Below are 24944 nucleotides of genomic sequence, written 5' to 3' on the forward strand. Positions count from 1 at the left end.
GGCAGGGGCAGATTTCAAAGATAGCGCAGAATTTTTGCCGTCTTGTTGAGTTTTTTTATACACGGAGGGGGAGCGGTGAGATTAAACCTGGAAGCGTTACTGATTTTGGATGCGCTCGACCGGCATGGTTCCTTTGCCGCGGCGGCGGCGGTGCTGTTCAAAACGCCGTCGGCGTTGAGCTATATGGTGCAGAAACTGGAGAACGATCTCGACATCACGCTGCTTGATCGTTCCGGCCATCGGGCGAAATTCACCGATACCGGCAAGCTGATGTTGGAAAAAGGTCGGTCGATATTACGTGCGGCGCAGGATCTGGAGCAGCAGGCGCGCTATGTGGAAAACGGTTGGGAAAGCGAAATTACGCTCGGCATCGATGCTTCATTTCCGTTTGAGCGCTTGCTGCCGCTGATTGAAGAGTTCTATCAACAGCATCACCATACCCGCCTGCGTTTTGGTCATGAGGTGCTGGCCGGATCCTGGGAGTCACTGGTCTATGGCTGTGCGGATATTATTATTGGTGCGATCTGTGAACCCCCGTCGCGGGTAGGCTATGCTTTTAGTCAGTTGGGGCGGCTGGACTACGTGTTTGCCGTGGCTCCGCAGCACCCGCTGGCCACGCTGGCGGAACCCATACCAAAGGACCAAATTCGCCAGCACCGTGCGGTAGTGGTACGTGATACCTCACGGGTGAATGCGCCGCAGAATCTGAACATCCTCGAGGAACAAGACACCTTGACGGTATTTGGTTTCGACGCCAAGTTACAGGCGCAACTCAGCGGTTTGGGCTGTGGCTATCTGCCGCGATATTTGGCCGAACCCTACCTGAAAAGCGGCCAGCTGGTAGCGAAAAGCGTTGAATCCGAACGCTGCAGCGATGTCGCTTATTTTGGCTGGCGAGAAAATGCCACCGGTCTGGCAGCAAAATGGTGGCGTGAGCGATTACAACAGTTAGCCGATGCCGGGGGCGTCTACCCGGAGCACTGATTTGACACCTTCGGGTGATAATACAAGGATGCAGAGAGATGAAAACAGGGATGTGGTTATTGGCGATGTTATTGGCCGGCTGTAGCGCCGGCAGCGGTAACCCTACTGCGGACGGCAGGTTGGAGAACCGGGTGGCTTCAGCCCAGCCGACGAAACCGCAGCGCAGCAATTACCCGGAAAGAATGCGCCAGGCCATCACGCAGGAAATGCAGTTGCCCGGTAAATATAAATCCAAAAGCTGTGCGATCAGCATTCATCTGTTACCCGACGGCTCGCTGAAAGATTTTAAAGTGCTGGAGGGCGATGCCGAGCTTTGTGCGGCGGCAAGCCAGGCAGTACAACGCGCCAAACTGCCGAAAATGGCCAATGAGACCGAGTACGCGTTATTTCACAGCGTAGTGCTGGATTTTGTCCCCTGAAATAGCTGATTTTTAACTTTGCTTTGCCGCTTTCGTTATTTTGAGCGCCCCTGCCGCTCGCTGATACTGAGCAAAATCTCTTACAGCGAGCCTGCGCATGTCCTCAGCCAAAAGCCATAGCCACTATTTGCATCCTGCCCAACGTCAATGGATCCGGCAGCTTAACCAGCGTTGGTCCTGGCGGCTGGAACTGCCGACCTGGGGCATTATGGCGGCGGTTTACGGCGGCTGGTTTGGCGTGGTGCAGTACTGGCAGGCACTGGGGCCGTGGCTCGGCACGCCGTTGCTGATCCTGCTGACCACCTGGTATATGTCGCTGCAGCACGAGCTGATCCACGGTCATCCGACCCGCTGGCCACGGCTGAATCAGTTATTCGGCCTGCTGCCGTTGGCGGTGTGGTATCCCTACGGCCTGTATCGCGATTCGCATCTTCAGCACCACCGTAATGAACATCTGACCGATCCGCATGAAGATCCCGAAAGCTATTACTTCAGCCAGGCGCAATGGCAGCGTTTTCCTCGGCTGTACCCGCTGTTGGCAAAGGTGCGCAATACGCTGAGTGGTCGCATGTTGTTGGGCCCGGCGCTGGATATTATCGCTACCGGGGTGAATGCGCTGAAAGCGATCGCCGCCGGTGACTTGCGCACTCTGGCGATGTGGCTGGTGCATTTACTGTTGCTGGTGGGAGTAATGAACTGGTTGCAACTGCACGGCATTGGCACGGTGTTTTACCTGCTGGCGATCGGTTATCCGGCGTTGGCGCTGACCAAGGTAAGATCGTTTTTTGAGCACCGCGCCGTTGAAGCTCCGCAGGCACGTTCTATTATTAATGAGGCGGCCTGGCCGTGGCGGCTGCTGTTTCTTAATCTGAACTATCATTTAGTTCACCATGATCTCCCCGGCTTACCGTGGTACGGTTTACGGCAGGTGTATCTGGCCGAGCGTGATGAATATCAACAGCGCAGCCAGGGATTTGTGGTGCAAGGCTATGGCCAGTGGGTGAGTGAATACGCATTTACCCCGGTCGCCGTTGAGGTTCATCCGTTTAATGCCGGCGAGTCGCCAAGGGAAATTGAGGGCGAAAATGAAGTCTGGCCGGCGGAGACATTGATTGTGCGATGGAAGCGCGCTTCGCAGGATTTTCCAATCGATCTGGCCAAATAGCCGGAAAATACACAACAAGAGGAAAAAGTATGGCAATCACCCCATCACGTGGTCGCGCTCTGGCTCTGGCGCTGAGTTTGCTTGCTGCGAGCGTCGGCGTGGCGCAGGCCGCCGACACGGTGCGCGTTGGTTCTAAAATCGATACCGAAGGCTCGTTGCTCGGCAACATTATCGTGCAGGTGCTGGAGTCCAACGGCATCAAAACTACCAATAAATTACAGCTCGGTACCACCAAGGTACTGCGCGGGGCGATCACCTCCGGCGAAATTGACGTCTACCCGGAATACACCGGCAACGGCGCATTTTTCTTCTCTGATGAAAAAGACCCGGCGTGGAAAAACGCCCAGGCCGGTTTTGAAAAGGTGAAGAAGCTGGATTACGACAAGAACAAAATTGTCTGGCTGGATGCGGCTCCGGCCAACAACACCTGGACCATCGCCATCCGTCAGGATGTGGCAGACGCCAATCACCTGAAAACGCTGGCCGATCTGGGCAAGTGGATCAACGGCGGTGGTAAGTTCAAGCTGGCGGCCTCGGCGGAGTTTATCGAACGTCCGGATGCCCTGCCTGCGTTCCAGAACGCTTACGGCTTTAAGCTGAATCAGGACCAGTTGTTGTCGTTGGCCGGCGGTGATACGGCGGTGACCATCAAGGCGGCGGCGGAGCAAACCTCCGGTGTTAACGCGGCGATGGCCTACGGTACCGACGGCCCGGTAGCGGCGCTGGGGTTGATAACGCTGGAAGATCCAAAAGGGGTGCAACCGATTTACGCACCGGCACCGATTATCCGCGAGGCAACGCTGAAACAGCATGCCAATATCGCCGAACTGTTGAAGCCGGTGTTTGCAACACTTGACGGCCCAACGCTGCAAAAACTCAATGCGCAGATTGCGGTAGAAGGCCAGGACGCCAAACAGGTGGCGGCTACCTACCTGAAAGAGAAAGGGTTGGTTAAGGGGTAACACCATTGGCCCCCGTCTGGGGGCCAACATGGAGCTGGAGAGTTTCTTTGATTATTGCCGTAAAAAACCGCGTACTACTGACGCTACTCATTCTGTTGCTGCTGGCCGCTTTTGGCCTGCCGTTTCTCAGCTATGCCCCCAATCGCCTGCTGTCGGGCAAGAGCATTTCCCTGATTTCCCTGTTGCACGGTCCGGCGCTGTGGTTACTGGTGCCGATGGTGGTTCTGGCGGGGCTCAGCCTGCTGGCACCCGGCAGGCGCAATGCGGTGTTAACCGCACTGGCGGCTTCGGCGCTACTGGCTTTGACCTTCTGGTTGAGTGGGCATGCGGCTCAACAGTTGGCGCAGGAAGGCTCTAAACTGGCGCGGACTTCCTGGGGCAGCGGTTGCTGGTTGATCCTGGCGCTGAGCCTGCTGATGGCCGCCGACGCCATGGCCCGCATTACCGCCTCACATTTGTGGCGCATGCTCGGCAACCTGCTGGTGATACTGCCTGCGTTGGCGCTGCTATTTAGCCACCAGTTGGATCAGCTTTCGCTGCTGAAAGAGTACTACAACCGGCAGGACGTCTTCGACGCCGCGCTGTTGCAGCACCTGACCATCCTGCTGGCAACGCTGGGGCCGGCGCTGCTGATTGGCATTCCGCTCGGGGTGCTGTGTTTTCGCTCTGTGCGCTGGCAAACGCCGATATTTTCTACCCTGAACATTATCCAGACCGTGCCGTCGATTGCGCTGTTCGGCTTGCTGATCGCGCCATTGGCCGGTCTGGCGGCGGCGCTGCCCTGGCTGGCGGAACACGGCGTCAGCGGTATTGGCATGGCACCGGCAATTGTGGCGCTGGTGCTGTATGCGCTGCTGCCGCTGGTGCGCAGCGTGGTGGCCGGGTTGCAGAGCGTGCCGGCCAGCGTGATCGAATCTGCCAGCGGCATGGGGCTGACGCGTGGGCAGATATTCTTTCGCGTACAGTTGCCGCTGGCATTGCCGTTGTTCCTGACCGGCGTGCGCATTTTGGCGGTACAAACCGTTGGCATGGCGGTGGTGGCGGCGCTGATTGGTGCCGGAGGTTTTGGTGCCATCGTCTTCCAGGGCCTGCTCAGCAGCGCGCTGGATCTGGTACTGCTGGGAGTGATCCCGGTGATCGTGATGGCGGTAATCGTCGATTCGCTGTTTAAATTTATAGTTTCAATGTTGGATGTATCACGCCGATGATTCAGTTTAATCAGGTCAGCAAGATTTTTCAGGGCAAGCCAGCGGTGGACGATCTGACGCTGCGGATTGCCAAGGGTGAATTTGCCGTACTGATCGGCACCTCGGGCTCCGGGAAGTCCACGACGTTAAAAATGATCAACCGACTGATCGAACACGATCAGGGCAAGATTTACTTTGCCGACGAAGAGATCCAGAAATTCAAACCGCAGGATCTGCGCCGTCGTATGGGCTACGCCATTCAGTCGATCGGCCTGTTCCCACACTGGACGGTGGAAGAAAATATCGCCACCGTGCCGCAACTGCTGAAGTGGCCGCGCGCGCGTATTCGCGATCGGGTGACCGAATTGCTGGAGCTGTTGCACCTGGAGCCGGATCTGTTCCGCCACCGCTATCCACACCAGCTTTCTGGCGGGCAGCAGCAGCGGGTTGGGGTGGCGCGTGCGTTGGCCGCTGACCCTGAAGTGCTGCTGATGGACGAGCCTTTTGGCGCACTGGATCCGGTGACCCGCGCGGCGCTGCAAACGGAGATTGCGCGCATCCATCATCTCTCCGGACGCACCATTGTGCTGGTGACGCACGATATCGATGAGGCTCTGGCGCTGGCTGACCGTATCGTGTTGCTCGATCAGGGCCGCATTGTGCAGCAAGGCACGCCGCTGGAGTTATTGACCGCACCGGCTAACGATTTTGTGCGTGATTTCTTTGGCCGTAGCGATCGCGGTATCAAGCTGCTGTCGCTGGAAACGGTGGCACAACGGGTGCGTCCTGGCCATGTGGCAGGGGAGCCTATTGCCGCCGCCATGAGCCTGCGCGAAGCGCTGTCGGTGTTTGTGGCACGCGGTAGCGAATGTTTGCCGGTGATAGGCGAGCAGGGGGAAGCGCTTGGCGTGCTGCATTTCAGCGATCTGATTGTCCAAAAGGCGTTGTCATGAGTGGGTCTCAGGCCCTGCGCTGGCTGCGCGATCCGCTGCCCTGGACCTTTGCCCTGTTGCTGGCACTGGTGTTTGGCATGAATCATTTACACGGCCTGTTTGCCGCCTGGTTCCCCGATCTGGATCGGCCGGTGTATCAGCAGGACAGTTTTATCTCACTGGTATGGGCGCATCTGATGCTGGTGGCCGTCTCCAGCCTGATCGCCGTGGTGATTGGCGTGGCAGCCGGGGTTGGCGTGACGCGCCGCGCGGGTAAAGAGTTCCGCTCGCTGGTGGAAACCCTGGTGGCGGTCGGCCAGACTTTTCCACCGGTGGCGGTACTGGCAGTGGCGGTGCCGGTGATGGGCTTTAGCGAGCAGCCGGCGATCATCGCGCTGGTGCTGTACGGTTTACTGCCGATCTTGCAGGGCACCTTAGCGGGTATTGAGTCAGTGCCTGCGGCGACCCGTGAAGTTGCGCAGGGGGTAGGGATGAGCCCCCGGCAGATCCTGTGGCGTGTTGAATTGCCGCTGGCAGCCCCGGTGATCGTGGCCGGAATCCGTACCTCGGTGATCATTAATATCGGTACGGCGGCAATCGCCTCTACCGTCGGCACCAAAACGCTGGGCTCGCCAATCATTATTGGCCTGAGCGGCTTTAATACCGCCTATGTGATCCAGGGCGCGGTGGTGGTGGCCCTGTTGGCGATCATCACCGATATGCTGTTTGAGCGCTGGGTGCGTCGTCTCACTGCCTGGCGTCAGCAGGCGCTGGTGACTTCTTCTTCTGCGGGGTAAGGGAAAAAATGCAGGTATCTTTGCCGATGTACGGCGTGACTCATCAACCGGCCGCAGCCTTCTGGCAGGTGCTGCGTGGCAAATTGCTGCAACTGGGGTTGCCGCAAGCGCCCGAATTGCTTAGTTGGCCGCAGGATCTGGCGCAGCATTGGCAGCGGGATGACTTATTGCTCAGTCAAACCTGTGGCTATCCGTTGGCCGTCAGCCTGCCGCAGGTTCAGTTGATTGGTACCTATCACTACCGCGTTGAGGGTTGTGAAGGGCCGGAATACAGCAGTTGGCTGGTGGTACGCGATGACGAACCCGGCGAACGGCTGGAGGATTTTCGCGGCCGGGTTGCCGCCTATAACAGCACCGACTCGCAGTCAGGCCATAACAGCCTGCGGGCGTTGATAGCCCCCTTGGCTCATGACGGAAAGTTCTTCAGTTCCGCTATTGCCTCTGGGGCACATTATCAGTCGATAAAACTGATCCAAAATCGGCAGGCGGATATCGCCGCCGTTGATTGCGTCAGCCTTGAACTGTTGAAGCGGGCGCAGCCGCAGGCATTGGCGGGACTAAAAATTATTGGGCGAACCGCCACTGTTCCGGGGCTGCCACTGATCACTTCGGCACAAACCCCGCCCGAACAGCTGGAGATCTTGCGCGCCGGGGCCAGGGCGATGCTGGGCGAAGCGGTAAGTGACAGCCTGTTGATCGGTGATTTCAGTCTGGTGCCACGTTCGGCATACCAAAAAATCGCCGGGCTGGAACAACAGGCCGCCGCGTTTGGCGTGACGGCGCTGTAATTTTACAGCAGCCCGCCGCCGTCAATATCGATCACGCTGCCGGTGATAAAGCCGTTTTCCATCGCCAGCAGATAGCCCGCTGCTACCTCCGCCGCCAGACCGACACGCCCAACCGGCAACCCAGCGCCGGTTTTGGCAAACATCGCCTGACGCTGCTCGGCGCTCAGGGCGTCGTAGGCTTCGGTGGCCGTGACACCGGGGCTCACCACGTTGACCCGTCGCGGTGCCAACTCTTTCGCCAACTGCTTGCCAATCGCCTCCAATGCCGCATTGATGCCAGTTTTAATCAACTGGCCGCTGAGGTATTTCCGCGATAGCTGACCGGAGGTCAGGGTGATGGAGCCCCGTGGCGACAGGCTGGGCAATGCAGCCTTAATTGCACGCAGTGCACCCCACAGTTTGACGTCGAAGTTGGCCTGCGCCTCGTCAAAATCGGTTTCTGCCAACAGCCTGGCCTGCACTGCCGGGCCGGCGGTGAACACCAGATGATCGAACTCGCCGATTTCGGCAAACAGCGCGCGCAGTGAGTTTTCATCGGTCACGTCTGCCTGCATCACCCGCAGGTTGCCGCCGCCGTCGGCAGGTTGGTATTGCTGCATGCTGCCGACGCGGCGTGAAGCCAACACCACATTGGCCCCGCGTTCTATCGCGGCATAAGCCACTGCCGCACCAATGCCGCTGTTACCGCCAAGGATCACCAGCTTTTGCCGGTTCAGGGAAGAAGAAGGACTAATCATGATAACGCCTCAATTACTGTGAGTTTCGGTGTTATCTATCATTCCTTATTGAAAATCCGCGAACAATTGGCCTAAATGGCAAACACTTGTTAAATATTTTTAATAATAGGCGTGACGCAGGAAGACCCATGACATCCTTTATCGACCTTGAAGTGTTTGTCCGTACGGTGGAAGGCGGCAGTTTTTCAGCGGCGGCGCGTGCGTTGGATATCACGCCGGCGGCGGCCAGTATTGCGATCAAAAGGCTGGAACAGCGGTTGGGGGTTCGGTTGCTGGTGCGTTCCACCCGCAGCCTGCGCCTGACGGAAGAAGGGCAGCGCTATCTCGACAGTGCCCGGCTGGCATTGGGGGCGCTGGCGGAGGGTGAGCAGGCGATACGTGAGAAACATCAGGGGCTGTCCGGCGTATTGCAGATTTCCGCCCCTTCGGATTTTGGCCGCAATCTGTTGTTGGGCTGGCTCGATGAATTCAAACGGCAACACCCGCATATCCAACTGCAATTACTGATTAACGACCGTCATGCCGATTTGTTTCGCGAACCGGTGGACATTGCTTTACGCTTCGGGCAACTGGCGGACTCTTCGTTGGTGGCGCTGCCGATCCTGTCGCAGCACCGCCGTTTGATCTGCGCCAGTCCGGCTTATCTGCAACAGCATGGCGTGCCGCAAACACCGGCCGATCTGGCTCAGCACAACATTCTGATTTACCAACCCAGTGGGCGCAGGCAGGCGGAATGGCGTTTTTGGCGAGGCGATGAATTGACGGAGGTGCCGCTGACCGGCCGTTATTTTACCGATGACGGCGAAGTGGCACGACGCTGGGCGTTGGCCGGGCACGGGATTGTCCGTAAATCAGCCATTGATGTGGTGGCGGATATCCAGGCCGGACGGCTGCTGGCATTGTTGCCGGAGTGGCAAAGCGACACGGTGCCCATCAGCCTGGTTTGTCCGCACCGTTCGCAGGTGTCGGAGCGCGTCAGGCTGTTGCAGCGCTTTTTACAGCAGCGCTGTCAGGACTGGATGGCGCATCACTTGCTCTGAATGCCTTCCGCCGGTGTAGCGCTGGCAGCGGCTTCGCTGGAGGTGGTGGTTTCTTCGCTTGGCGTGGTGGAACGGGTGTACATATTCAGCCCGGCCAGGAATACGCCGCCGAGTGAACCAAAGGCACACAGAAAGATAACGATAATGAACGATTTTTTCAGCATTGGGATGATTTCGCAGGTTGCCCGGAACAGCGGGAATTATAGTCTCTTCAACGGACGAAACAAGAATCGTTTTTATACCCGTCGTCTTTCAAGCTGCAGCAGTGACCGTAGGGGGCGAATATATTCGCCCCGATGGATGCGGGCGCAGCATGCAGCGCCCCTACCTTATTGCTCCACGTTTTTTACACGACTGGTAGGGCGCGCAAACAGGAACTTACCCAGCGTGACCAGCACTACCGCCGCGACGATAATCACCAGCGCTGCCCATTCGCGCGGTGCCAACGACTCGCCAGCAAAGCCGATACCGAGCAGCACCGCCACCACCGGATTGACGTAGGCATAGCTGGTTGCCACCGCCGGGCGCACGTTTTTCAGTAAAAACATATAGGCGCTGATCGCCAGCATCGAACCGAACACAATCAGATAACCGAGCGCGAAGAAGCCTTTGGCGGTGGGCATCTGCGTCAGACGCTCGCCGCTAAGCTGGCTAACGACCAGTAGAACCACACCGGCGACCAGCATTTCCGCTGCCCCAGCCATCGGTCCGGCCGGCAGCGAAATACGCGAGCCCAGCACGGAACCAAAGGCCCAACTGGCAGAAGCCAGCAGGATCAGCAGCGCGCCTGTGGGGTTGCCAACCAGATTATTACCGGTATTCAACAGCACGATCCCCACCAGGCCCAGCCCGATACCCGCCCATTCCAGCTTGGTATTGCGCATGCCCCACAGCAGGCTGAAGCACAGGGTGAATAGCGGCACCGTCGCCACCATTACGGCGGCAATGCCGGAAGGCACGTTCTGATGCTCTGCCACGGTCACCAGGCCATTACCTACTGCCAGCAGCAGAATACCGATGGTTCCGGCAGCCAGCCACTGCTTTGCCGTGGGCAATGCATGGCCGCGCAGTGCCAAAAAGCTGAACAGCACAATGCCGGCGACCAGGAAGCGGATACCGGCCATCATCAGCGGCGGCCAGCTCTCGACGCCCAGACGAATAACGAAGTAGGTCGAACCCCAGACAATATATAACGTGAACAGCGCCCCGATTAACGGCAGGACGTTACGGCTACTTTGGCTCAGCATGGATTTTAATTCTGCAGGGAAGGTTATTATTAGAGGGCTCAGTAAACCCGATCGGACAGAGGATAAGCAACGCTTTTCAGTACTTTTTTAAGCAGGCAACGGGCTGGCGAGCCGGTGATGAACCACCGGATGACGCCAGCCTGCAGGATGCCTTGCGCCGGGTATCGGTTACAGCAATGAAATTCGGTAGGCGCAGCGGCGTGCCCCCGCCAGGATATGTTCGGAGCGTTCAACCTGCGCCTGCAACACCTCGGTGAATATGCTCAGTTCCGCCCGGCAGAATCCCTGACAAACGTTGGCGGCGGCGCAAATAGGGCAGTGGTTCTCTACCAGCAGAAAAGAGCCATCTTCCTGTACGCGTGATTCGGCCATGTAGCCTTCGCGACAACGGATCGCCGTCAGGCGCTCGACGCGCTCCTGTAAATCGGTGGCGCCGACCATCGCCTGTTTGTAGTTAATGCGCGTTTCCTGCTCGCGGGTGTCGATCAACAATTCGATCGCCTGTTCACCCAGCTTGTCGCGCACGGTGCGCAGCAGCTGTACCGTCAGTTCGGAATGAGTATCCGGAAAACGGGCATTGCCTGCGGCAGTCAGGTGCCACAGCTGTACCGGGCGACCGACGCCACGGGTCTCTGCTACGGCTTCAACCAACCCATCTTTTGCCAGCTTGACGAACTGCTGGCGCGCGGCCTCGCCGGTGGTGCCAAGGACTTTGCCTGCATCAGACGCTTGCTGTGGGCCGCGGGTTTTTAATAGTGTCAGCAAACGGTCACTGACCGATTGTGCGGGACCACCGCTATTTTCCAAGTTTATTCTTGACATATTTCTCCGCCTCACCCTACTCTTATTCCAAGATAATTCTTGTTAAATTTAACGCAGTATCACTATTAACTCAATGCCATTCCTCTGAAAACAGGACGACAACCGTGATAACCAACGATGATAGCCGCTGGGCCGATCTTTTTTCCGGCAAAAATGGTGCCAGTGCGATCGCGCTCTCACTCGGTGTAGCGCTGCATGCAATCAATATTCTGGTCGCTACCACCATTTTGCCCTCGGTGGTGCAGGATATAGGCGGTCTGGATCTGTATGCCTGGAACACCACGCTGTTTGTGGTGGCGTCGATTCTGGGGTCGGCATTATCGGCACGCTTGCTCAGTAGCTATGGGGCTCGCAGTGCCTACGTGGTGGCATCACTGTTCTTTATCGCCGGGGCGATGCTGTGTGCGTTGGCACCGTCGATGCCGGTGATGCTGGTCGGCCGAACCGTGCAGGGCTTCGGCGGCGGGCTGATTTTCGCGCTTTCATACGCGATGATCAATCTGGTGTTTGAGCAAAAGCTATGGCCGCGGGCGATGGCGCTGATTTCGGCGATGTGGGGCATCGCGACCCTGGTGGGGCCGGCGGTGGGCGGCATCTTTGCCGAATTGAACGCCTGGCGCTGGGCCTTTGGCATCCTGCTGCCGGTGATGGTGTTGTACGCCGGGTTTACCTTCCTGATCCTGCCGAAAGGCAAGCCGCAGCAACAGGCGGCACCGCTGCCGGTGGCCCAGCTGTTGTTGCTGGCAACGGCGGTTCTGGTGGTTTCTGCCGGCAGCCTGGCGGACAGCGCGTGGATTAATTTAGGGGGGATTGCGTTGGCGGTGCTGATGATGGCCTGGCTGATACAGCGTGAAGCGCACTCCCGTGCCCGCCTGCTGCCGAAGGGGGCCTTACGCCGTGGGTCACCTCTGGCCTCGCTGTATATCACCGTCTCTTTGCTGGTGGTGGGTATGACCAGCGAAATCTTTGTGCCTTATTTCCTGCAAACACTGCACGGCCAGTCACCGCTGATTTCCGGCTATATTGCGGCCACCATGGCGGCGGGGTGGACGTTATCGGAGATCCTCAGTTCTGGTTGGCGCAGCGCAGGCATCCGCCGGGCGATCATCAGCGGACCACTGTTTGTGTTGGTGGGGCTGTTAGCGCTGGGCGTGCTAATGCCAATACCATCCGGCGGGCACTGGGCGGGGCTGACGCCGATTGTGATTGCCCTGACGTTGGTGGGGTTCGGTATTGGCTTCGGTTGGCCGCACCTGTTGACGCGGATCCTGCAAGTCTCGCCTGAGGCGGATAAGGATATTGCCGGGGCATCGATCACCACGGTACAACTGTTTGCGACCGCCTTTGGTGCTGCCCTGGCCGGGATGATTGCTAATCTGGCGGGGCTGAACGTACCGGGTGGATCGGCGGGGGCGGCCTCCGCGGCGCGCTGGCTGTTCCTGTTGTTCGCACTGGCACCGCTGCTGGCGGTGTTCAGCGCCTGGCGCTGTGCGGCGATCGCACCGCCGGTTGTTGAAGGTGAGCAGCGGGTACCAGATCCGTCGGCGTTATCGTCGTAGGAACGAAAGACCTCTCAACGAATTTTACTACCGGTTAAAAATCTGATTGACGAATCCCGTATTTGAGATTATTTCTCTTATATGGGATTTTTTTTGCATCAGAGACTAAAACATGGATAACGAATTGGAGAGCGCCGATCTCCGGCTGGCGCAACGGTTGTCTGATTTACGTCAGCAGCAGGGTTGGTCGCTGGAGGAGCTGGCGCAGCAAACCGGTATCAGCCGGGCGACGTTGTCGCGAGTCGAACGCACTGAAACCAGCCCGACCGCCTCACTGCTAAATAAGCTGTGCTCGGCTTATGGGCTGACCATGTCGCGGCTGCTGAGTGAGGTCGAGGACGAGCCGCCGGAGCTGCTGCATCGTGAACAGCAAACGGTGTGGGTTGATCGCACCAGCGGTTTTCATCGTCGTTCGGTCTCACCGCCTGCCGCCTTGTATAAGGCCGAGTTTATTGAATGCACCCTCGAGGCCGGGGCGGAGATTGCCTATGACGCGCCTTCGGTACATGCGCTTGAGCACCATCTGTGGCTGCTGGCAGGCCGGCTCGAACTGACGCTGGAGGCACGAACCTTCCAGCTTGAGCCGGGTGACTGCCTGCGTTATCGGCTGTTCGGCGCTTCAAAATTTCATGCCCCCGGCCCTGAGCCGGCCCACTATACCCTCGTTATCAGCAGGCCTTAATCATGATTGAGATACAGCAACTGAATGCAGAAGCGGCACACAACGCGATCCCTGAACTGGCCGAAATGCTGCAAGCCAGCGTCGCCCAGGGCGCGAGCATTGGTTTTGTTATGCCGTTCAGTCTGGATCAGGCTCAGGCGTTCTGGCGTGGCCTGTTACCGGCGTTTGAGCGTGGGGAACGGTTGCTGTTGGTGGCATACGATGCCGGGCGGGTGGTTGGCACGGTACAATTGTTGCTGGCGATGCCGGACAACGGCCGCCACCGGGCGGAGGTGGTAAAGCTGATGGTGCACCCGGACGCTCGCCGCCGGGGCATCGCCCGTAGCCTGATGCTACAGGTGCAACAAAAGGCGGCTGAGCTTCAGCGGCATTTACTGGTGCTGGATACCCTGACCGGCGATACGGCGGAAGGCATGTATCGCCAAATGGGCTTTCAACTGGCCGGCAGCATTCCGCAATACGCCCTCGCCAGCAACGGCAGCGCGCTGGATGCCACCAGTTATATGTATAAGTTGCTGTAATTTTCCCCGTCGTCTTTCAAGCTGCAGCGTTGTTGGCTGCACTAGTTCACCCCAGTCACTTACTTGAGTAAGCTCCTGGGGATGAACGAGTTTGCCGCCTAGCTGCAACTCGAAATCCATAGGGTAATAGACTCAGTGAGGGCACTGACTGCAGCATCCATCTAATCCAACTACTGCCCGTTCCAGGCCTTGATGGCTTGCTGGCGTATCTGCAATTTTTGCTCTGGCGTCAGCTTGTTATAGTCCTTCGCCATACCACTTTCCCAGTCGCCGTACAGCGGGTTCGGCAGCACGATGTATTCGGTGCCGAATTTGCTTTGGTTGTCGGCGACAAACGCCCGGCGCTGTGCGTTATCTTTGTGATAGGTCGCTGCGCCAAAGTCGTTCAGGTTGTCACCGGCGTAGACCACAATGTCGTAACCCGCGTTCTTGATGGCGTCGAAGCGTGGCTGCTTGTTGGAGGTGTCACCGCTAAGCAGCACGGTTTTTTCCGACATGCCGGTAAAGCCCAGTTTCTGCATATTGGCTACCGTGGCGGCGTATTCAGACAGCTTGCGGTTGGAAACGTAGAACATGGTGCCCTGATGGCTATTGACGTAACGGGCAAACTGCACGGCACCCGGCACTGCACCGGCTTGCTCCGCCTGTGACCATTTGGCCCAGGTGGCAGCGGCGAAAGGTTGGCCCTGCTGTGCCTGCCAGCCGGAGTACGGGCTGTTGTCGAGCAGGGTTTCGTCCAGATCAACCACTACCGCTTTCTTCTTGCCCGGCGTGGCCTTGGCCTGATCAAAGGCCAGTTTGGCGCTGTTGAACGCCTGGTGTGACAGCGCCTGATATTCGCCGGACTGCTGGAACCAGTTCAGTGCCAGCACTGACTGATCCGCCAGACGTTGCTGGGCTTGCAGATCGGTTTTTGGCGGCTGTGCACAGCCGGTCAGAGTCAGTAGCGCAATGCCAAACGCCGCGCCAAGGGCCACTGTCTGCCTGTTTTTTCCTGTCATAAAGGGATCGCTCTCTGGTTGTTATTGTGGTGTTTCTAAGTCCATCGTCATCTCAAACTGGCGTAATGGATCCTGCTGCCAGCCGAGCCGGTCGAAGAAGGGGGCGGCCACTTCGGGAACGTAGACGTTGGCCACTAGCGGTAATGGTGAAAACTTTGCCTGCAGCGCGGTCAACATCGCCCGGGCATGGCCCTGGCTGCGGTGCTGCGGTGGTACGTAAATCATGCGCAAAAAACACTTATCCGCACCGACCTGCACCACCGCATAGGCCTGATGCTGGCCAAGGGTAAAGGCGTAGGGTTTACCGGGTAACTTGAACAACGATTCCGCGGCGATCAGCCAGGGCAGGCTGGTGGCACCTTCAGCCGTCAGGCGGTGGGAAACAAACAGCGGATCAATCTCTTGCAGCGGCACAATCTTGGCTGCGACCTGCTCGCCGGCCTGGTGACCGGTCAGGGTTCCCACGATGCGCAGTCCGGCCTGATGGTACAGTGCAATCGCCGGGTCATTGCCTTCGATCACCTCCAGCGACAGTTGGCGATCGCCGCGTTCACGCGCGTCGGCAACAATTCGTTGCATCAGAGCCTTACCCAACCCTTTACCGCGCATTTCCGGTCGGATAGACAACGCCGACACCCGGCTGTGTAAGCCGCGGCGGCTAATCAGCGCCAGTGCTACCGGTTGCTGTTGATGGGTGACGATAATGCTGTCATTCAGACTGAGATCTTCGGCACCGAAGCGGCGGGCGAAGGTGTCACCGTCAATGACGAAACGCACGATATAGTTTTCAAAACAATGACAAAGGATCTGTGCCAACTCGTCACTGCTGTAGCGCAGGGCGGAGTGGTATTCGAAGGGGGAAGTGTTTGGCATAGGTCATCCAGGTTGATTTGCGCAACATATAGATGTAGACCCGTTTGTTTTGTAAGGCAAGTTTCCTGGTGCGGTGATGAGGGGCAAGGGGAGAGGAAAATAAAAAAACCGGGCGTAGCCGCCCGGCGAAGTCACTCTGAGATCAAGTAGCCGAAGCTAAAGTTTGCAGTGGTGGTTATTCATCACATCAGAACTGGTAGGTCAGGGCGACAGCAATAACGTTGTCGTCTTTCAGACCCAGCTTATTATCGCCGTCGAGTTGGTTGATTTTATAATCGACATAGGTCGACATGTTCTTGTTGAAATAGTAGTAAGCGCCGACATCGATATATTTAACCAGGTCGGCATCGCCGATACCTTCAATATCCTTGCCTTTCTGCTGAACATAACCCAGCGATGGACGCAGACCGAAGTCGAACTGATATTGTGCAACCAATTCCAGACCTTCTGCTTTATTGGCAAAGCCGCTAACGGAGGTAGAATTGTTGTTGATGGTCGCAGTACCGGAAATAGGCGCGATATTACGGCTTTGCGAGTAGGTCGCCGCCAGATAAACGTCGTTATTGTCGTATTTCAGGCCGCCAGCCCAGATATCTGCTTTATCGCCCTTACCGAAGGTGCCCGCTTTTTGGCCGGCAGTACGGTTGGAAGAGGCGTAGGCAGCGCCAACGCTCAGACCGTCGATGATTTCATAGCTGGAAGACAGACCCCAACCGTCGCCGTTCGCCTTGCTGTTGGCGCGACCGTCGTTTTCGTTCTTGCCCTGGTACTGTACCGCGAACTTCAGACCTTCAACCAGGCCGAAGAAGTCGTTGTTACGGTAGGTCGCCACGCCGTTGGTACGGCCATTCATAAAGTTGTCGGTCTTGACGTAAGCATCATCACCGAACTCTGGCAGCATATCCGTCCAGGCGCCGACGTCATAAATAATGCCGTAGTTGCGGCCGTAGTCGAAGGAACCGATATCTTTATATTTCAGACCGGCGAAGCCCAGACGAGTCTTGGTATCTTTCGCGCTGTCGGATTCAGAATGGTTAGCTGAAATCTGATATTCCCACTGGCCATAACCAGTCAGCATATCGTTAATTTGAGTAGCGCCTTTAAAACCGATACGCACATAGGTTTTGTCGCCATCATTACCGGCATCGTCAGAGAAATAGTGCAGTGCTTTTACGCGGCCGTAAAAATCAAGTTTGTTGCCGTCTTTATTGTAGATTTCTGCTGCCTGTGCTGTCTGCGCAATTAAAAGTGCCGGAATAATAACGGCCAGAAGATTACGTTTCATGATTTACCCTGCTTTATTCGATTGAAAGACGCTTATCATCAGTTGTACTGCTGTTTCACTGTGCCGCCCGTTTGTTTGCAGCGCAGGTTTTTTACCGTAGTTATGTGATCTATTTATGACAAAATATTCATTTCCATGTCGAACGATTAAAAAAGTTGCGGAAAGAGTGAATTTCTTCTCTGGATGACTGTCGGCTGTCATCGATACACCTTCGGGTATTGTGAGAAATCATGTGTGAGATTTATACATTGCGTCGCCTCGCGCGCCGTCCTCTGGAGCTAACCATCCTGTTTTTATGAATCTTTAGTGTTAAAAATCCCGATTTTCGCCTGCGGTGTTTGCGGGTAGCGTGGGGCTATCGGTAAATCGACAGGAGAAAATGATGCAACCTTCCCAACAGGCCGGCCAGCAGGCGTTCGGCGACATAGCCCCCAAACTGGCACAGCTCAGTGACAGCGTATTATTCGACGACGTCTGGCAGCGGCCGATACTCACCCCGCGTGAGCGCAGCCTGATCACCGTGGCGGCGCTGGTGGCGCTTAACCGCGTGGAGCAATTGCCGTTTCATCTGCAACTGGCCCAGCGCAATGGCGTGAACGTCGAACAGCTTGCCGAGGTGATCACTCATCTGGCGTTCTATGCCGGCTGGCCTGCGGCAGCCTCTGCCGTAACGCGTTTACGCGAACTGAAACAGGAGTCGTCTCATGCCATTTAGCCGCATTGCTTTGCATCAGGGGAAATCTGCGCAATACCTGAAAACCCTGTCAGACAGCCTGCATCAGGCGCTGGTAGAAACCTTCAGCGTACCGCCGGCCGATAAATTCCAGGCCATCGATCAATATCGCCCGGGAGAGCTGATTTACGATCGTGACTATCTGGGCGGCCCGCGTTCGGCGGATTTTGTGCTGTTTTACATTACCGCTGGCCGTCCGCGCGATACCCTGACCAAACAGCGTTTTTATCAGCGGTTGGCGGAGCTGCTGGCGGAAAATCTGCAGTTACGGCCGCAAGATGTGATGGTGGTGATCACCACCACTCAGTTGGACGAGTGGTCGTTCAGTGCGGGTCGCGCCTCAATGATCGAAGGCCAGGCTGACGCGGCCGACGGTCTGTGGGACAATAGCGCCATCATTTCGTAACGATATAGAGTTGAATGGCGCTCTCCCCTGCAGTTAAAGATCAGATTGGCCAGTGGTACAAAGCCCTGCAGCAGCAAATACCGGATTTTATTTCCCGTGCACCGCAACGGCAGATGATCGCCGAAGTGGCGAAAACGCTGGCCGGTGATTATCCGCGCCATCTGGCGATCGAGGCACCGACCGGCGTAGGCAAAACCTTGTCATACCTGATCCCGGGGATCGCCGTTGGCCGCGCCGAGAGCAAACCTTTGGTGGTCAGCACCGCTAACGTGGCGCTGCAGGATCAGATCTACAGCAAGGATTTGCCGCTGCTGAAGAAGATCATTCCCGATCTGAAATTTACCGGTGCCTTTGGTCGCGGGCGTTATGTTTGCCCGCGTAACCTGGCGGCGTTGAGCACTGACGTCAGCGAGCAGGGCGACCTGATGCTGTTTCTGGGCGACGAACTGGCCCCTTCCAACGGGGAAGAACAGGCGCTGTGCCAAAAGCTGAGCAAAGCGCTCAGCCGCCATGAATGGGACGGGCTGCGCGACCATTATCAGCTGTCGATTGATGATCCTCTGTGGATCAAACTGAGCACCGATAAAGCCAACTGTCTGGGCCGTAACTGCCATTACATCCGTGAATGCCCGTTTTATATCGCCCGCAAAGAAATTGAGACCGCCGACGTGGTGGTGGCTAACCATGCGCTGGTGATGGCGGCGCTGGAAACCGAATCGGTGCTGCCCAACCCGAAAGAGCTACTGCTGGTGCTGGACGAAGGCCATCATTTGCCGGAAGTGGCGCGTGACGCACTGGAGATTGAGGGCGAAATCACCGCATTGTCGACTAACCTGCAGTTGGACATGATCGTGCGTCACGTTGAGCAGTGCATGACGCAATACCGACCTAAAAGTCCGCCGGGGTTGGCGAACGACGAACGTTTGAAAAACCATTGTGAAGAACTGCGCGAACTGATCCAGATTTTCGAGCATCAGGTCAGCGCTTATCTGCCGACTGACACCGTCATCGCCGAACACCGTTTTGAAATGGGCGAACTGCCGGCGGAAATGGTGGAAACCTGCGCGCGCTTGTTCAAACTGACCGACGCTTTGCGCGGGGTGGCAGAGTTTATCGTCAACGATCTCAGCGAACAGACCGGCAAGCACGACATTGTCCGTTTGCACCGTTCCATCATTCAGATGAGCCGCACCCTGGGGTATCTGGAGGCGATGAGCAAACTGTGGCGGCTGGCGGCGTTGGACAAGTCTTCCAATGCGCCGATCTCCAAATGGGTCACGCGCGACTTGCGCGATAACGTGACCCATCTGTATCTGCACTGCGTGGGGATCCGCGTCAGCGATCAATTGGAAAAGCTGCTGTGGCGCAAGGTGCCGCACGTAGTGATCACTTCGGCGACGCTGCGCTCGCTGAACAGCTTTGCGCGTCTGCAAGAAATGAGTGGGCTGAGTGAAAAGGCCGGCGATCGCTTCGAATCCCTGTCTTCGCCGTTCAATCACGTGGAGCAGGGCAAGATTGTCATTCCGAACATGCGCTTTGAGCCGGCGATGGCCAATGAGGCCGAACACCTGGAAGAGATGGCGCGCTTTTTCCGTGCCGAGCAGGCCAGCGGCAAGCACAAGGGCATGCTGATCTTGTTCAGCAGCCACCGGGCGATGCAGACCTTTCTCAGCTACGTCACCGATCTGCGCCTGATGCTGCTGGTACAGGGCGATCAACCGCGCTACCGGTTAGTGGAAGAGCACCGTAAGCGGGTCGAGAAGGGCACCGCCAGCGTGTTGATCGGCCTGCAGTCGTTCGCCGAAGGGCTGGATCTGAAAGGTGAGCTGCTGACCCAGGTACATATCCACAAAATTGCCTTCCCACCGATCGACAGCCCGGTGATCCTGACCGAGGGCGAATGGCTGAAGTCGCTGAAGCGCTATCCGTTTGAGGTACAGAGCCTGCCAAGCGCTTCGTTCAACCTGATCCAGCAAGTGGGCCGACTGATCCGCAGTAATGAATGCCACGGCGAGATCGTGATTTACGATCGCCGCCTGTTGACCAAAAGCTATGGTTCGCGCTTGCTGGCGGCGTTGCCGGTGTTTCCTATCGAACAGCGCGAAGTCCCTGAAGCCGACAAGGCGCACTTGGCCGCGGTCAAATCTGCCGCTGCGGCAGAGAAAAAAGACAAAAAGCGCAAGGATCCGTTCGCCCGTCGGCGTACGCGTTAATCAAAGCAGCGGCGGCAGGCGGCGCTTCACCGGCGTGGTTTTGACGATAGACGTGTTGCTTTGCGCGCACTCGGCCAGACGATCAAGGGTCTGGTCGAGTTGCTCCATCGAGTGCGCCACCAGACGCACGATAAAGCAGTCCTCGCCGGTCACCTTGTCACATTCAATTACCTCTGGGGTCGCCTGGATCATCTGTTCAACCTTCTTCAGCATGCCCGGCAGCGGTTTGATGCGCACCAGCGACTGAAAAGCGTAGCCCAACGCCTGCAAATCGACGTTCAGGGTGTAGCCCCGGATCACACCACTTTCTTCCAGCCGCCGCAGCCGTTCCGAAGTGCTGGGTGACGACAGTCCGGCGCTGGCGCTGAGGGTTTTCAGCGACACCCGTGCATCCTCGGCCAGCAGGGTCAGGATCTGGCGATCGATATCATCCATACAACCTCCATTAGGTTATTTATGTTTTATGCCTTCGATAAAAAGGCAGTTAAGCATAATGGCCTTTTTTATGCCATGGAAACCGGCGCGGGAAAGCCGCAAGATAAGCGTATTGGGCTACCCTGAGGAAACAACCATGAATGCAGAGATAAAACGCGGCTCGCTGGAGATGATCGCCGCGATGCTGATTTCCGGCACCATTGGCTGGTTTGTGCTGATGTCCGGCCAGCCGGTGATTAACGTGGTGTTCTGGCGTTGTGCGATAGGCGCGTTGGTGCTGCTGGCAATCTGCGCGGCGCTGGGCCAACTGCGACGTGATATTTTGACGCGCACTACGCTGCTGGTGGCGATTGCCGGTGGCGTTGCGCTGGTGATCAACTGGCTGCTGCTGTTTGCCGCTTATTCTTATGCGTCGATCTCCATCGCTACCGCGGTGTACAACACTCAGCCGTTTATGCTGGTGGCGCTGGGTGCGGTGTTTCTCGGTGAGAAACTGACCGCCCGCAAACTGCTGTGGTTGGTGCTGGCATTTGTCGGCATGATGCTGGTGGTATTGGCGCAGCCGAAACAGGCGGGCGGACAGAATAACTACCTGATGGGTATTCTGCTGGCGTTGGGGGCGGCGTTTTTCTATGCCCTGATGGCGCTGGCCGCCAAACGACTGAAAGGGACGCCGCCGCACCTGATTGCGCTGATCCAGGTCACGGTCGGCGTGGTGATGCTGCTACCGCTGGTGGATTTCCATGCCTCGGCCAGTGCCGGACAGTGGGGCATGTTGGTGACGGTCGGGGTATTACACACCGGGATCATGTACGTATTGCTGTATGGCGCGATCCAAAAGTTGCCGACCAACCTGATCGGCTCACTGTCCTTTATTTATCCGATTGCCGCCATGCTGGTGGATCGGCTGGCATTTGGTCATCGGTTGGTGGCGCTGCAGTTTGCCGGCGCGGCTATCATCCTGCTGGCGGCCGCGGGCATGAACCTGCTGGGTGAGCGCCGCGTTCGGCTAACGGCTGCGCCAGGCGGCAAGCAGGCCCCCGAACAGTGACAGAGCTGACAAACGGCGGCGGTAGATCTATGATAAAACCTGTTTCCCGCCACGCGGTACCAGGTGATTTATGGTTGATGCTTCCACACTTTTGCTGTTTTCCGGCGCCTGCCTGGCGCTGACGGTGACTCCCGGCCCGGATATGTTGCTGATCGCTTCACGCAGCGTCAGTCAGGGCCGACGCGCGGGTTTCGCGTCACTGGCGGGGATCCAGCTTGGCACCTATTGCCACGCCCTGGCGGCGGCGTTAGGCCTGTCGCAACTGTTCGTCGCGGTGCCGCTGGCCTATGACGCGGTGCGCATGTTGGGGGCAGCCTATTTGCTGTATCTGGCCTGGAAAACGCTGCGAACCGGCAGCAGTTTGCAGGCTTCTGCCGGATTAGCGGCAGTACCGGCCATGCGGATTTTTCGACAGGGGTTGTTCACCAACATCCTCAATCCCAAAATGGCGCTGTTCGTTCTGGCATTGTTCCCACAGTTTATCGATCCGCAGGCCGGTTCGTTGGTGGTGCAGATGCTGTTACTGGCGACGGTGCTGAATCTGGTGGGGCTGCTGATTAACGGCGGGTTGATCATGGCGGTCAGCAGCATGAAAAGCCGTTTCGTCGGCCGCCGCTTCAGCGCGCGCTGGCCGAACTACCTGCTGAGTGGCGTATTCGCCGGGCTGGCCTGCAAGCTGATTTTTGACAGCCGTAAATAGCCTTACGCCTGCAGTAATGCCTCAAACGCCGCGCTGGCCGGGCATTGCGCCAGCGCGCTGTACATCACCAGTCGCAAATGATTTTCCTCATCGACAATGAACGACGCATGTTCGAACGTCACCTGGCCGGCACCCGGCACCGTGAAAGTACGCTGCCCCTGGCAGAGGCCGTGAATATCATGCTGCTGCCACAGCTGGCGGAACTGCGGTGATACCTGTTCCAGCGTCTGAACCCGTTGCTGCATGGTGGCGTCTTCCGGTGCGCGGGCATAGTCGCGGCGAAAGCTGGCCAGGATTTGCGGCGCTTGCGCCTGCCACTCCATCAGCCGCTGGTTGAGCTGTGGATCGGCGAACAGCATCCACAGCATGTTGCGTTGTTGCGCCGGGCGATCGCCGATGGCAAACAGCCGATCCGCCGCCGGGTTCCAGGCGATGATGTCCCAACTCAGGTTCATGACGTAAGCCGGGCGCAGTTTCAGGTCGTCCAGCAGGCGGCGTACCAGCGGCGATACCTGACACCATTGATGGCCTACCGGCACCGGCGGCCGCTGATGCGCCAGCAAAAACAGATGGTAGCGCCCGGTGGCATCCAGCTTCAGCACCCGCGCCAGGTTTTCCAGAAAATCCACCGAGGCGTTGATCTCCCGCCCTTGTTCCAGCCAGGTGTACCAGGTAAGGCCCACCCCCGCCAGTGCGGCCACCTCTTCGCGCCGCAGCCCCGGCGTCCGGCGTCGGGTACCACTCGGCAAGCCGACGGCCTGCGGCGATAATTTCTCCCGCTTTTGACGCAGAAAATCCGCCAGATCCTGACGGGTTCGATTGAGGGTGCGCGGTGGCATAGTGGCTGTCCTGTTGCTGTTAGTAATAGTATAACTGGCTATATAGTAACAGTTTAGGACATGTTCCATACTGCCGCCATCTCAATCTTTGGAGGCATTTATGGAACAGCCATTAGCGGAGGACGATCGTCGTCTGCCTGGATTACCGGTGTTGTTGCTGGGCGGTTTTGTGACGGTGTTTGACCTGTTTGTGGTGAACGTGGCAGCCCCAGTGATCCAGCAGCAGTTCGCCGCCGACTTTGCCGGCATCGGGCTGATTATTGCCGGTTATGAGTTGGCATTCGGTGTGTTACTGATTGCCGGTGGGCGGCTGGGCGATCGCTTTGGTCGCCGTCGCATGTTTAGCCTTGGCATGTTGGGCTTTACGCTGACGTCGGTGCTGTGTGGCATGGCGACCTCCCTCAGCATGCTGATCGTGGCGCGTTTTCTGCAAGGGGCAACGGCGGCATTGTTGTTCCCGCAGATCTATGCGCTGTTGCGCGTGCTTTACAGTGAGCACCAGCGGCGGCGCGCTTTTGCCTGGCTGGGCATGACGCTGGGGCTGGCGGCCATTGTCGGTCAGATCTTCGGTGGTTTTATTATTGAAGCCGATATTTTCGGCAGCGGCTGGCGGATGATTTTCCTGATCAATCTGCCGGTGGGTGCGCTGGCGATGCTGGCGGCGCGGCGCATTCCCGAGTCACGCCTTGAACAGGCACAGCGGCTGGACGGCGTTGGCCTGCTGTTGGCGGCCAGCGGGTTGCTGCTGTTACTGGTTCCGTTGCTGGAAGGGCCGTCACGCGGCTGGCCCTGGTGGGTATTGCCTGCGCTGGCGCTGAGCGTGGCGGTGCTGTGGGGCTTTATTCGCTGGGAACGCCGACTGGCGCTGGGTGCCGGGGACGCAGTGCTCGATCCGGCGTTGCTGCGGCAGGGGAGTTTCGCCCCAGGCGTGGCGGTGGTGCTGGCGATTTACTCGACCGCTTCTTCGTTCTTCCTGTGTTTTGCCCTGCTGCTACAGGCAGGCCTTGGCCTGACGCCGTTTCAGGCCGGCAGCCTGTTTGCCCCCGCCAGCGTGGCTTTCATGCTGGCTTCATTTTTGGCACCGCTGTTGGCGCAGCGTTGGGGCAATGGCGTGTTGGCACTTGGCGTGGTGATTTACGCCGCGGGGATGGCGCTACTGGTAGCACAGGTATTGTGGGGCGCAGCGCTGGTGCAGCCACTGTGGTTGTTGCCGGGGCTGGTGATCCTCGGCTTTGGCCAGGCACTGAGCATGACGCCGTTGCTTAATCTGGTGCTCGGACTGGCAAAACAGCAGCAGGCGGGGATGGCCGCCGGGGTGATTTCCACCGTGCAGCAGGTCGGCGGCGCATTGGGGATTGCCGCCAGCGGTGCATTTTTTGTCCCCTTGCTGGCAGGCGGCGCGGGCGCAGAACGCTATGGGCAGGCGTTTGCCGGGGCAATGGTTTACAACCTGCTGGCGATGGTTGTCGCCTTTGTGCTGCTGAGGTGGATCATTCAACAACAGCGCAAAGTGGCTCTTCAGTAAACCGCGGGTGAGTGTTATTGCTATTTCATCTCCCCGATTAT

28 protein-coding genes are annotated in these 24944 nt (G+C 57.8%); 18 read left to right on the plus strand and 10 right to left on the minus strand.

Translation table 11 applies throughout. From position 1 onward, the window contains the following. Positions 1 to 75: 75 nt before the first annotated feature. The 8 genes from BEI65_RS14995 (at position 76) to BEI65_RS15030 (ending at position 7234) form a co-directional block, all read left to right on the plus strand. Entirely contained in the window at positions 76 to 984 is a 909-nt protein-coding gene (locus BEI65_RS14995) for a LysR family transcriptional regulator (protein WP_099064015.1), read from the plus strand. A gap of 38 nt (positions 985 to 1022) precedes the next feature. Beyond that, positions 1023 to 1403: a cell envelope integrity TolA C-terminal domain-containing protein gene (locus tag BEI65_RS15000; protein ID WP_099064016.1), complete on the plus strand. Its 381-nt coding sequence runs from the start codon at positions 1023 to 1025 to the stop codon at positions 1401 to 1403. A 97-nt stretch (positions 1404 to 1500) separates the two neighbouring features. Continuing rightward, positions 1501 to 2568: a fatty acid desaturase gene (locus BEI65_RS15005; protein ID WP_099064017.1), complete on the plus strand. Its 1068-nt coding sequence runs from the start codon at positions 1501 to 1503 to the stop codon at positions 2566 to 2568. A 29-nt stretch (positions 2569 to 2597) separates the two neighbouring features. Then, complete coding sequence (locus BEI65_RS15010) at positions 2598 to 3530, plus strand: ABC transporter substrate-binding protein (RefSeq protein ID WP_085115826.1); 933 nt, start codon at positions 2598 to 2600, stop codon at positions 3528 to 3530. Positions 3531 to 3577: 47 nt separating this feature from the next. Next, on the plus strand, positions 3578 to 4738 hold the full coding sequence (locus BEI65_RS15015; protein WP_099064018.1) for an ABC transporter permease: 1161 nt from the start codon (positions 3578 to 3580) through the stop codon (positions 4736 to 4738). Continuing rightward, complete coding sequence (locus BEI65_RS15020) at positions 4735 to 5670, plus strand: ABC transporter ATP-binding protein (protein ID WP_085115828.1); 936 nt, start codon at positions 4735 to 4737, stop codon at positions 5668 to 5670. Before BEI65_RS15015 ends, BEI65_RS15020 begins: the two co-directional genes overlap by 4 nt. Next, positions 5667 to 6446 carry an ABC transporter permease gene (locus BEI65_RS15025; protein WP_099064019.1) on the plus strand — a complete coding sequence of 260 codons (780 nt, stop codon included), beginning with the start codon at positions 5667 to 5669 and terminating at the stop codon, positions 6444 to 6446. Before BEI65_RS15020 ends, BEI65_RS15025 begins: the two co-directional genes overlap by 4 nt. Before the next feature lie 8 nt (positions 6447 to 6454). Then, on the plus strand, positions 6455 to 7234 hold the full coding sequence (locus tag BEI65_RS15030; protein WP_099064020.1) for a phosphate/phosphite/phosphonate ABC transporter substrate-binding protein: 780 nt from the start codon (positions 6455 to 6457) through the stop codon (positions 7232 to 7234). A gap of 2 nt (positions 7235 to 7236) precedes the next feature. Here the strand turns inward: BEI65_RS15030 and BEI65_RS15035 are convergent, their stop codons facing one another. Then, positions 7237 to 7971, minus strand: a complete 735-nt coding sequence (locus BEI65_RS15035; protein WP_099064021.1) for an SDR family oxidoreductase — start codon at positions 7969 to 7971, stop codon at positions 7237 to 7239. 128 nt (positions 7972 to 8099) lie between these two features. Here BEI65_RS15035 and BEI65_RS15040 point away from each other — a divergent pair, with 128 nt between their 5' ends. Next, positions 8100 to 9011, plus strand: coding sequence for a LysR family transcriptional regulator (locus tag BEI65_RS15040; RefSeq protein ID WP_099064022.1), 912 nt, complete (start codon positions 8100 to 8102; stop codon positions 9009 to 9011). On the opposite strand, the gene BEI65_RS27000 is transcribed toward BEI65_RS15040, so the two are convergent. The 3 genes from BEI65_RS27000 to BEI65_RS15050 form a co-directional block, all read right to left on the minus strand. Then, positions 8999 to 9175, minus strand: a complete 177-nt coding sequence (locus BEI65_RS27000) for a hypothetical protein (RefSeq protein ID WP_170924999.1) — start codon at positions 9173 to 9175, stop codon at positions 8999 to 9001. The two genes, BEI65_RS15040 and BEI65_RS27000, sit on opposite strands and share 13 nt — an antisense overlap. Before the next feature lie 165 nt (positions 9176 to 9340). Beyond that, on the minus strand, positions 9341 to 10258 hold the full coding sequence (gene yedA, locus BEI65_RS15045; RefSeq protein ID WP_099064023.1) for a drug/metabolite exporter YedA: 918 nt from the start codon (positions 10256 to 10258) through the stop codon (positions 9341 to 9343). 168 nt (positions 10259 to 10426) lie between these two features. Next, a complete protein-coding gene (locus tag BEI65_RS15050; RefSeq protein WP_099064024.1) occupies positions 10427 to 11080 on the minus strand; it encodes a metalloregulator ArsR/SmtB family transcription factor in 654 nt (217 codons plus the stop codon). A gap of 104 nt (positions 11081 to 11184) precedes the next feature. Here BEI65_RS15050 and BEI65_RS15055 point away from each other — a divergent pair, with 104 nt between their 5' ends. The 3 genes from BEI65_RS15055 to BEI65_RS15065 all read left to right on the plus strand — a co-directional run bounded on the left by BEI65_RS15055 (position 11185) and on the right by BEI65_RS15065 (position 13842). Beyond that, a complete protein-coding gene (locus BEI65_RS15055) occupies positions 11185 to 12639 on the plus strand; it encodes an MFS transporter (protein WP_099064025.1) in 1455 nt (484 codons plus the stop codon). Positions 12640 to 12751: 112 nt separating this feature from the next. Next, the gene (locus BEI65_RS15060) at positions 12752 to 13321 is read left to right on the plus strand and encodes a helix-turn-helix domain-containing protein (protein WP_099064026.1); all 570 of its coding nucleotides are present in this window, start codon (positions 12752 to 12754) and stop codon (positions 13319 to 13321) included. Positions 13322 to 13323: 2 nt separating this feature from the next. Further along, entirely contained in the window at positions 13324 to 13842 is a 519-nt protein-coding gene (locus BEI65_RS15065) for a GNAT family N-acetyltransferase (protein ID WP_099064027.1), read from the plus strand. A gap of 170 nt (positions 13843 to 14012) precedes the next feature. On the opposite strand, the gene BEI65_RS15075 is transcribed toward BEI65_RS15065, so the two are convergent. The 4 genes from BEI65_RS15075 to BEI65_RS26840 form a co-directional block, all read right to left on the minus strand. Next, positions 14013 to 14843, minus strand: coding sequence for a 5'-nucleotidase, lipoprotein e(P4) family (locus tag BEI65_RS15075; protein ID WP_099064028.1), 831 nt, complete (start codon positions 14841 to 14843; stop codon positions 14013 to 14015). Between the two features lie 21 nt (positions 14844 to 14864). Further along, entirely contained in the window at positions 14865 to 15716 is an 852-nt protein-coding gene (locus BEI65_RS15080; protein ID WP_099064029.1) for a GNAT family N-acetyltransferase, read from the minus strand. 187 nt (positions 15717 to 15903) lie between these two features. Next, complete coding sequence (gene ompC, locus BEI65_RS15085) at positions 15904 to 17001, minus strand: porin OmpC (RefSeq protein ID WP_099064030.1); 1098 nt, start codon at positions 16999 to 17001, stop codon at positions 15904 to 15906. A gap of 3 nt (positions 17002 to 17004) precedes the next feature. Beyond that, a complete protein-coding gene (locus BEI65_RS26840; protein WP_157765454.1) occupies positions 17005 to 17202 on the minus strand; it encodes a hypothetical protein in 198 nt (65 codons plus the stop codon). 181 nt (positions 17203 to 17383) lie between these two features. Between BEI65_RS26840 and BEI65_RS15090 the strand changes: the two genes are divergently transcribed. Genes BEI65_RS15090 through dinG form a run of 3 tightly spaced genes read left to right on the plus strand, consistent with a single transcriptional unit; the run spans position 17384 to position 20353 of the window. Continuing rightward, positions 17384 to 17716 (plus strand): carboxymuconolactone decarboxylase family protein, encoded by a 333-nt coding sequence (locus BEI65_RS15090; protein WP_099064031.1) that lies wholly within the window; start codon positions 17384 to 17386, stop codon positions 17714 to 17716. Continuing rightward, a complete protein-coding gene (locus tag BEI65_RS15095) occupies positions 17706 to 18140 on the plus strand; it encodes a tautomerase family protein (RefSeq protein WP_099064032.1) in 435 nt (144 codons plus the stop codon). Before BEI65_RS15090 ends, BEI65_RS15095 begins: the two co-directional genes overlap by 11 nt. Before the next feature lie 14 nt (positions 18141 to 18154). Further along, on the plus strand, positions 18155 to 20353 hold the full coding sequence (gene dinG, locus BEI65_RS15100; RefSeq protein ID WP_099064033.1) for an ATP-dependent DNA helicase DinG: 2199 nt from the start codon (positions 18155 to 18157) through the stop codon (positions 20351 to 20353). Here dinG and BEI65_RS15105 read toward each other — a convergent pair whose 3' ends face one another. After that, complete coding sequence (locus tag BEI65_RS15105; RefSeq protein ID WP_099064034.1) at positions 20354 to 20788, minus strand: Lrp/AsnC family transcriptional regulator; 435 nt, start codon at positions 20786 to 20788, stop codon at positions 20354 to 20356. Positions 20789 to 20924: 136 nt separating this feature from the next. Between BEI65_RS15105 and BEI65_RS15110 the strand changes: the two genes are divergently transcribed. Beyond that, positions 20925 to 21839: a DMT family transporter gene (locus BEI65_RS15110; RefSeq protein ID WP_099064184.1), complete on the plus strand. Its 915-nt coding sequence runs from the start codon at positions 20925 to 20927 to the stop codon at positions 21837 to 21839. Positions 21840 to 21909: 70 nt separating this feature from the next. Next, positions 21910 to 22539, plus strand: coding sequence for a LysE family translocator (locus tag BEI65_RS15115; RefSeq protein ID WP_085115842.1), 630 nt, complete (start codon positions 21910 to 21912; stop codon positions 22537 to 22539). A 2-nt stretch (positions 22540 to 22541) separates the two neighbouring features. Here the strand turns inward: BEI65_RS15115 and BEI65_RS15120 are convergent, their stop codons facing one another. Continuing rightward, the gene (locus tag BEI65_RS15120; RefSeq protein ID WP_099064035.1) at positions 22542 to 23378 is read right to left on the minus strand and encodes a helix-turn-helix transcriptional regulator; all 837 of its coding nucleotides are present in this window, start codon (positions 23376 to 23378) and stop codon (positions 22542 to 22544) included. 100 nt (positions 23379 to 23478) lie between these two features. Here BEI65_RS15120 and BEI65_RS15125 point away from each other — a divergent pair, with 100 nt between their 5' ends. After that, positions 23479 to 24903, plus strand: a complete 1425-nt coding sequence (locus BEI65_RS15125; protein WP_099064036.1) for an MFS transporter — start codon at positions 23479 to 23481, stop codon at positions 24901 to 24903. Positions 24904 to 24944: the final 41 nt, after the last annotated feature.

The organism is Serratia sp. BW106, from assembly GCF_002607755.1.
In the GTDB taxonomy this organism is placed as follows: Bacteria; Pseudomonadota; Gammaproteobacteria; order Enterobacterales; family Enterobacteriaceae; genus Serratia; species Serratia proteamaculans.

What these genes read in the sequence shown, in the direction of transcription:
- BEI65_RS15035 (WP_099064021.1), bottom strand. Translation starts at nt 7,971, where the DNA reads ATGATTAGTCCTTCTTCTTCCCTGAACCGGCAAAAGCTGGTGATCCTT.
- BEI65_RS15110 (WP_099064184.1), top strand. Translation starts at nt 20,925, where the DNA reads ATGAATGCAGAGATAAAACGCGGCTCGCTGGAGATGATCGCCGCGATG.
- BEI65_RS15060 (WP_099064026.1), top strand. Translation starts at nt 12,752, where the DNA reads ATGGATAACGAATTGGAGAGCGCCGATCTCCGGCTGGCGCAACGGTTG.
- BEI65_RS15065 (WP_099064027.1), top strand. Translation starts at nt 13,324, where the DNA reads ATGATTGAGATACAGCAACTGAATGCAGAAGCGGCACACAACGCGATC.
- yedA (WP_099064023.1), bottom strand. Translation starts at nt 10,258, where the DNA reads ATGCTGAGCCAAAGTAGCCGTAACGTCCTGCCGTTAATCGGGGCGCTG.
- BEI65_RS15010 (WP_085115826.1), top strand. Translation starts at nt 2,598, where the DNA reads ATGGCAATCACCCCATCACGTGGTCGCGCTCTGGCTCTGGCGCTGAGT.
- BEI65_RS15040 (WP_099064022.1), top strand. Translation starts at nt 8,100, where the DNA reads ATGACATCCTTTATCGACCTTGAAGTGTTTGTCCGTACGGTGGAAGGC.
- BEI65_RS15095 (WP_099064032.1), top strand. Translation starts at nt 17,706, where the DNA reads ATGCCATTTAGCCGCATTGCTTTGCATCAGGGGAAATCTGCGCAATAC.
- BEI65_RS15075 (WP_099064028.1), bottom strand. Translation starts at nt 14,843, where the DNA reads ATGACAGGAAAAAACAGGCAGACAGTGGCCCTTGGCGCGGCGTTTGGC.
- dinG (WP_099064033.1), top strand. Translation starts at nt 18,155, where the DNA reads ATGGCGCTCTCCCCTGCAGTTAAAGATCAGATTGGCCAGTGGTACAAA.
- ompC (WP_099064030.1), bottom strand. Translation starts at nt 17,001, where the DNA reads ATGAAACGTAATCTTCTGGCCGTTATTATTCCGGCACTTTTAATTGCG.
- BEI65_RS15000 (WP_099064016.1), top strand. Translation starts at nt 1,023, where the DNA reads ATGAAAACAGGGATGTGGTTATTGGCGATGTTATTGGCCGGCTGTAGC.
- BEI65_RS27000 (WP_170924999.1), bottom strand. Translation starts at nt 9,175, where the DNA reads ATGCTGAAAAAATCGTTCATTATCGTTATCTTTCTGTGTGCCTTTGGT.
- BEI65_RS26840 (WP_157765454.1), bottom strand. Translation starts at nt 17,202, where the DNA reads ATGACAGCCGACAGTCATCCAGAGAAGAAATTCACTCTTTCCGCAACT.
- BEI65_RS15125 (WP_099064036.1), top strand. Translation starts at nt 23,479, where the DNA reads ATGGAACAGCCATTAGCGGAGGACGATCGTCGTCTGCCTGGATTACCG.
- BEI65_RS15120 (WP_099064035.1), bottom strand. Translation starts at nt 23,378, where the DNA reads ATGCCACCGCGCACCCTCAATCGAACCCGTCAGGATCTGGCGGATTTT.
- BEI65_RS15025 (WP_099064019.1), top strand. Translation starts at nt 5,667, where the DNA reads ATGAGTGGGTCTCAGGCCCTGCGCTGGCTGCGCGATCCGCTGCCCTGG.
- BEI65_RS15030 (WP_099064020.1), top strand. Translation starts at nt 6,455, where the DNA reads ATGCAGGTATCTTTGCCGATGTACGGCGTGACTCATCAACCGGCCGCA.
- BEI65_RS15020 (WP_085115828.1), top strand. Translation starts at nt 4,735, where the DNA reads ATGATTCAGTTTAATCAGGTCAGCAAGATTTTTCAGGGCAAGCCAGCG.
- BEI65_RS15005 (WP_099064017.1), top strand. Translation starts at nt 1,501, where the DNA reads ATGTCCTCAGCCAAAAGCCATAGCCACTATTTGCATCCTGCCCAACGT.
- BEI65_RS15080 (WP_099064029.1), bottom strand. Translation starts at nt 15,716, where the DNA reads ATGCCAAACACTTCCCCCTTCGAATACCACTCCGCCCTGCGCTACAGC.
- BEI65_RS15050 (WP_099064024.1), bottom strand. Translation starts at nt 11,080, where the DNA reads ATGTCAAGAATAAACTTGGAAAATAGCGGTGGTCCCGCACAATCGGTC.
- BEI65_RS15090 (WP_099064031.1), top strand. Translation starts at nt 17,384, where the DNA reads ATGCAACCTTCCCAACAGGCCGGCCAGCAGGCGTTCGGCGACATAGCC.
- BEI65_RS15115 (WP_085115842.1), top strand. Translation starts at nt 21,910, where the DNA reads ATGGTTGATGCTTCCACACTTTTGCTGTTTTCCGGCGCCTGCCTGGCG.
- BEI65_RS15105 (WP_099064034.1), bottom strand. Translation starts at nt 20,788, where the DNA reads ATGGATGATATCGATCGCCAGATCCTGACCCTGCTGGCCGAGGATGCA.